The organism is Morganella sp. HSTU-ASny43 (assembly GCF_022819185.1).
Taxonomy (GTDB): domain Bacteria; phylum Pseudomonadota; class Gammaproteobacteria; order Enterobacterales; family Enterobacteriaceae; genus Morganella; species Morganella morganii.
On record NZ_WSPG01000015.1, the window covers coordinates 83113 to 89547 of the forward strand.

Here is a 6435-nt window from a genome sequence, read left to right on the forward strand (position 1 = left end):
ATGCGTAAGACAGCAATCGCAGCAATCGCCTTATCGGCACTCATTGGTACTCAGGCTTTCGCGGACACCGCGCAGCCGGGCAAAGGGGTCAAAGTGCTGCCTGTACAAAGCACCATTACTGAAGAAACCTTTCAGACCCTTATCGTCAACAAAGCACTGGAAGAACTCGGCTATGACGTGCAGCCGATTCAGGAAGTGGATTACAACGTAGCCTATGCGTCAATCGCCAACGGTGATGCCACCTTTATGGCAGTAAGCTGGGTGCCGCTGCACAATTCCCAGTACAAAGCGGCCGGAGGTGACGATAAATTCTACCGCAAAGGGGATTATGTCGTGAACGCCGCTCAGGGGTATCTGATTGACAAGAAAACCGCTGAGAAATACCACATCACCAATATTGAACAACTGAAAGACCCGGAAATCGCCAAACTGTTTGACAGCAACGGCAACGGTAAAGCGGATCTGACCGGCTGTAACCCTGGCTGGGGCTGTGAGGCCGCCATCAACAACCATCTGAACGCCTATAAGCTGACAGACACCGTTGAGCACAACCAGGGGAACTACGCTGCGATGATGGCAGACACCATCACCCGTTACAAAGAAGGCAAACCGGTGCTTTACTATACCTGGACGCCGTACTGGATCAGTGATGTGCTGAAACCGGGACGTGATGTGGTCTGGCTGGAAGTACCGTTCTCCTCCATGCCGGACGGCGAAAAAATTGACACCAAACTGCCGAACGGTAAAAACTACGGCTTCCCGCCGAGCACCATGCATATCGCAGCCAACAAAGCCTGGGCTGAGCAGAACCCGGCTGCCGCAGAGCTGTTCGCTGTCATGAAACTGCCGGTCTCGGCCATCAACGCCCAGAACCTGCGCATGCATAACGGCGAAAACTCGCAGGCGGATATTGAACGCCACGCCAATGCCTGGATTAAAGCCAATCAGGCAAAATTCGACGGCTGGATTGAACAGGCACGCAAAGCCGCTGATAAATAACCGGATCTGAAAAAGCCTCCCGGCGGCCATAGTCATATGGCCGCTTTTTTTTACCCTCAACGAAACGTGATCAACCTCACAAAATCGATACCCTTTCCGGTCTGCTTTCTATATAGTAGCGCTCCGTAGTACCCGTAATCATTTCATACTCAATCAATCTTATAATAATCATGAAAAAGAAAACTATTGATGCGGTTCTGACACCTCAGCTTATCTGCCTGATGGCAATGGCAACCGGGTTGTTAGTCGCAAGTAACTATTATGCACAGCCTTTACTGGAGACGATTGCCGCACAATTCGGCGTTACCGCCGGTATGGCCGGATTTATCGTCACCACCGCCCAGCTCAGTTATGCTGCCGGCCTGATGTTTCTGGTGCCGCTCGGGGACAAATTCGAGCGCCGTAACCTGATTGTCACCATGACACTGCTGTCAGCTATCGGGCTGGTGATTTCTGCTCTGTCACAGACCCTCTGGCAATTGCTGCTGGGCACCGCACTGGCCGGGATGTTTTCCGTGGTGGCGCAGATTCTTATTCCGCTGGCGGCGACTATCGCCAAACCGCAGCACCGCGGCAAGGCGGTCGGGATTATTATGAGCGGCCTGCTGCTCGGTATCCTGCTGGCACGGACCGTCGCCGGTGTGCTGGCGGAATTCGGCGGCTGGCGGACAGTCTACTGGGCTGCATCCGGGCTGCTGGTTCTGCTGGCGCTGATCCTGTATCTGCACCTGCCGCAGTATAAGCAGGTGTCTGAACTGAAATACGGTCAGTTGCTGGCCTCCATTGTGGTGCTGTTTGTCCGCACTCCGGTTCTGCGTGTCCGGGCGGCACTCGGTGCCATTGTGTTTGCCGCGTTCGGCCTGCTCTGGACGTCTATGGCCTTCCTGCTGGCATCGGATCCGTTTAATTATTCCGAGAGCACTATCGGGCTGTTCGGCCTCGCCGGTGCCGCCGGTGCCCTGATGGCAGGCCCGGCCGGGCGTTTTGCCGATAAAGGCAAAGGCCGCCTGACCACCAGCGCCGGTCTGCTGCTGCTTCTGCTCTCGTGGATCCCGCTGGCGCTGAGCGGTTATTCTGTCGCAGCCTTTGTGGCCGGGGTGGTGGTACTGGATCTGGCGGTACAGGCGGTGCATGTCACCAATCAGAGTACCCTCTACCGGATGATGCCGGAGGCACGCAGCCGTCTGACCGCCGGTTATATGACCTGCTATTTCTGCGGCGGCGCATTCGGTTCACTGCTGTCCGGCTATGCCTACAGCCACTATGGCTGGGATGGCGTCTGTTACAGCGGCGCGGCAGTCAGTGCCCTGGGACTGGTGATCTGGCTTGCCGGGAAGAAGTATGATGTACCGCAGTCTGATGAAACGCCTACCCGTCAGCAGCCATCACACACCTGATTCCTCCGGAAAAAGCACCTTCGGGTGCTTTTTCCACTCAAAAATCCAACAAACATCGCATAATAATCTACCACCTGTGGATTATTCCTTCGTTAAAAGTTACAAATAACACTGTTAATCAAAGAAAATAATTTTTGACCACGTAAAATAGATACCACAGCGATAATCACTGCCATAACGGCAATGAAGGTCATTTGATATTCTTCATTATCATGGTTCACTAATAAAAATTGACGTAATTTATGAAGCAAAAATTACGCATAATCAGAGTCAGCCGCCCGGTAATGAAAATGTAAGTGATTTGCTAAATAATAAGTGATATTTGTGACTAACATTCATAAAATTTATGAATCAGGTGGCATTATCAAAAGAAATGTAGTGATATTAACCTGCTATAATTGTTAAATTAATCTTTTGGCCGGTCATTTCACCGGGTCATAGCCGGGTTAACATACCAACAGAAACTAATAAGGTATCTCAATAATGGAAAGTTCATTTACACCGACAGAAGAATTGCTTAACAGCCGGATCTCACAACAGAAGAATCTGGGTGCCGATCTGCCGTATCAGGAAATTTTACTGACCCGGCTTTCAATGCACGTTCAGAGTAAATTATTAGAAAAACGCAACAATATGCTGAAATCTCAGGGCATCAATGAGACGTTATTCATGGCACTGATGATTCTGGATACTAAAGAATCTCACAGCATTCAGCCTTCAGAACTCAGCGCCGCACTCGGCTCTTCCCGCACCAATGCGACCCGCATTGCGGATGAACTCGAGAAAAACGGCTGGATTGAGCGCAAAGAGAGCCACAATGACCGCCGCTGTCTGCATCTGCACCTGACAGAGAAAGGCTCAGATTTTCTGCACAGTCTGCTGCCGCCTCAGCATGATGCATTGCGTCATATCTGGTCAGCACTGGCCGAAGATGAACAGAAAAACCTGGAAAAGCTGATGCGCAAACTGCTTATTCAGCTCGATAAGAGCGACAACTAAATAACCTTTTATTGTTTAAGGTTAATGAATAAGAGCTTTTCTCAATAAGCAGATGTAAAAAAACCTTTTCTGTTGGCCCGGATCCTTTATCCTTCACAGGCTGACATTTCTGCCATCAATTGATGTGCTGACCATCCGGGCTTGCGGTTGTCGTTTATCACAGTGACGACAATAGCAAGCCTGTCTTTGTTGCGGTTATGTCATGCAACACCTTAAAAAAAGAACAATATCCGGAGATAACTGATGAGTGTCAGTGAGGAAACTCAGGCTGTCCAGCCCCCAGTCCGTAACAAAAAACGACAACGCCGTAATGCGCTGATGTTACTGACATTACTGTTTGTATTACTGGGTGCGGCTTACACCGTTTACTGGTTTATGGTGCTCCGCCACCATGAATCGACCGATAACGCCTATGTCACCGGCAACCAGGTGATTGTGATGTCACAGGTTCCCGGCAGTGTCACCACTGTCAGTGTGGATAATACCGATTATGTGACCGCCGGAACACTGCTGGTGCAGCTCGATAAACGGGATGCCGGACTGGCGCTGGAAAAAGCACAGGTTGCGCTGGCAAACAGTGTCCGCCAGACACATCAGCAGATGATCAACAGCCGTCAGTTGCTGGCCGGTATTGAAGTCCGCCGTTCAGAACTGACCCGCCTGCAGAATGACCTGCGCCGTCGTGAAGTACTGGGCGCACAGAATGTGATCGGCAAAGAAGAACTTCAGCACGCCCGTGAAGCCGTGGTGAGCGCCAAAGCGCAGCTGGATGTTGCCACCGAGCAGTTTAATGCCAACAAAGCCGTGATCCTCGATACCCCGCTGAGCGAACAGCCGGCAGTGAAACAGGCAGCCACTGAAGTGCGTAACGCCTGGCTGGCACTGGAGCGGACCGATATCCGCAGTCCGGTGGACGGTTATGTCTCCCGGCGCAGTGTGCAGGTCGGTGCACAAATCACCCCTGCTACCCCGCTGATGGCCGTGGTTCCGGCCACCGGTATGTGGATTGACGCCAACTTTAAAGAAACCCAACTGAGCGCCATGCGTATCGGGCAGCCGGCCAAAGTGGTTACTGATTTCTACGGCGACAAAGTGGTCTTCACCGGTACCGTTACCGGGCTGGACATGGGCACCGGCAGCGCCTTCTCCCTGCTGCCTGCGCAGAATGCCAGCGGTAACTGGATCAAAGTAGTACAGCGTCTGCCGGTGCGTATCGCGCTGGATCCGGCACAGCTGGAGAAATACCCGCTGCGTATCGGTCTTTCCGGTGATGTCACGGTGGACACACAGAATACTGACGGCCCGGTGCTGTCGAAAAGCGTGCGCACCGATCCGGCCTATCATACCAGTGCCCTGAGCATTGATATGCAACCGGCGGATCAGATGATCGCTGAGATTATCAGCCGCAATGCCGGTCAGTAAGGGGTCAGGGTTATGCAGGCGCCACTGACCGGAGCAAGACTGGCCTGGATGACTATCGCCCTGTCACTGGCGACCTTCATGCAGGTGCTCGACTCCACTATCGCCAACGTGGCGATCCCGACGATCGCCGGTAACCTGGGTTCTTCTAACTCTCAGGGAACCTGGGTGATTACCTCATTCGGGGTGGCGAATGCCATCTCCATCCCGATCACCGGCTGGCTGGCCAAGCGGATCGGCGAAGTGCGTCTGTTTATGTGGTCAACAGCGCTGTTTGCCATCTCCTCCTGGTTATGCGGTATTTCCAACAGCCTGGGCATGCTGATTTTCTTCCGCGTGATCCAGGGTCTGGTGGCCGGGCCGCTGATCCCGCTGTCACAGAGTCTGCTGCTCAATAACTATCCTCCCGCAAAACGCACTATGGCGCTGGCACTCTGGTCAGTCACCATTGTTATCGCGCCGATCTGCGGGCCTATCCTCGGCGGCTATATCAGTGACAACTATCACTGGGGCTGGATTTTCTTCATCAACGTGCCGTTCGGGATTGTGATCATGATGCTGACCGCAAAAACCCTGGAGGGCCGGGAAACCAAAACGGAAATCCGTCCGATTGATACTGTCGGGCTGATCCTGCTGGTGGTGGGGGTTGGTTGTCTGCAGATTATGCTCGACCAGGGCAAAGAGCTGGACTGGTTTAACTCGACGGAGATTATTGTCCTGACCGTGATAGCTGTGGTTGCCATCGCCTTCCTGATCGTCTGGGAGCTGACGGATGATCACCCCGTGGTGGACCTGTCTCTGTTTAAGAGCAGGAACTTCACAATAGGTTGCCTCAGCCTCAGTCTGGCTTATATGCTCTATTTCGGCACCATTGTTCTGCTGCCGCAGCTGTTGCAGGGGGTATTCGGCTACACTGCCACCTGGGCGGGACTGGCTTCCGCGCCGGTCGGTATTCTGCCGCTGCTGATCACACCGCTTATCGGCAAATATGCTCATAAAGTGGATTACCGGATCATTGTGACATTCAGCTTCATTATGTATACCGTCTGTTTCTACTGGCGGGCCTATACGTTTGAGCCGGGAATGGACTTTGCCGCCGCAGCCTGGCCGCAGTTTGTACAGGGGCTGGCAATCGCCTGTTTCTTTATGCCGCTGACCACCATTACGCTTTCCGGCCTGCCGCCGGAGAAAATGGCGTCGGCATCCAGCCTGTCAAACTTTACGCGGACACTGGCCGGCGCTATCGGAACATCGATCACCACCACGATGTGGACACAGCGGGAGTCCATGCATCACGCCAATTTTGCCGAGCATATCAACCCGTTCAGCCCGGATACACAGCAGATGTATCACACGCTGGGTGAAATGGGGATGTCGCAGCAGCAATCATCGGCCTATATCGCAAAAGTGATCACCGACCAGGGGCTGATTATCTCTGCGAACGAGATTTTCTGGCTCTCTGCCGGTGTCTTCCTGGTGCTGATGCTGCTGGTCTGGTTTGCCAAACCACCGTTTACTGCCGGTGGCGGCGGCGGTGGTGCACATTAAATAAGAAAATAAGGGCACTGCGGTGCCTTTATTTTTATTGATGTGCTTAATATAAAAATAAAATATATTTATC

Annotated in this window: 5 protein-coding genes; all 5 read left to right on the forward strand. The window is 52.8% G+C overall.

Going from position 1 to position 6435, the window contains the following annotated elements; translation table 11 throughout:
• The 5 genes from proX (at position 1) to emrB (ending at position 6362) form a co-directional block, all read left to right on the forward strand.
• Positions 1 to 999 carry a glycine betaine/L-proline ABC transporter substrate-binding protein ProX gene (proX, locus tag GN208_RS10060; protein WP_004235570.1) on the forward strand — a complete coding sequence of 333 codons (999 nt, stop codon included), beginning with the start codon at positions 1 to 3 and terminating at the stop codon, positions 997 to 999.
• 170 nt (positions 1000 to 1169) lie between these two features.
• Entirely contained in the window at positions 1170 to 2396 is a 1227-nt protein-coding gene (locus GN208_RS10065) for an MFS transporter (protein ID WP_004235569.1), read from the forward strand.
• Positions 2397 to 2879: 483 nt separating this feature from the next.
• Positions 2880 to 3395, forward strand: a complete 516-nt coding sequence (gene mprA / locus GN208_RS10070) for a transcriptional repressor MprA (RefSeq protein WP_004235567.1) — start codon at positions 2880 to 2882, stop codon at positions 3393 to 3395.
• A gap of 243 nt (positions 3396 to 3638) precedes the next feature.
• Entirely contained in the window at positions 3639 to 4817 is a 1179-nt protein-coding gene (gene emrA, locus GN208_RS10075) for a multidrug efflux MFS transporter periplasmic adaptor subunit EmrA (protein WP_004235565.1), read from the forward strand.
• A 12-nt stretch (positions 4818 to 4829) separates the two neighbouring features.
• Positions 4830 to 6362: a multidrug efflux MFS transporter permease subunit EmrB gene (emrB, locus tag GN208_RS10080; protein WP_004235564.1), complete on the forward strand. Its 1533-nt coding sequence runs from the start codon at positions 4830 to 4832 to the stop codon at positions 6360 to 6362.
• The last annotated feature ends 73 nt before the right edge of the window (positions 6363 to 6435 follow it).

Excerpts from the sequence above, each read along its gene's own strand:
- mprA (WP_004235567.1), top strand. The coding sequence starts at position 2,880 with ATGGAAAGTTCATTTACACCGACAGAAGAATTGCTTAACAGCCGGATC.
- proX (WP_004235570.1), top strand. The coding sequence starts at position 1 with ATGCGTAAGACAGCAATCGCAGCAATCGCCTTATCGGCACTCATTGGT.
- emrB (WP_004235564.1), top strand. The coding sequence starts at position 4,830 with ATGCAGGCGCCACTGACCGGAGCAAGACTGGCCTGGATGACTATCGCC.
- emrA (WP_004235565.1), top strand. The coding sequence starts at position 3,639 with ATGAGTGTCAGTGAGGAAACTCAGGCTGTCCAGCCCCCAGTCCGTAAC.
- GN208_RS10065 (WP_004235569.1), top strand. The coding sequence starts at position 1,170 with ATGAAAAAGAAAACTATTGATGCGGTTCTGACACCTCAGCTTATCTGC.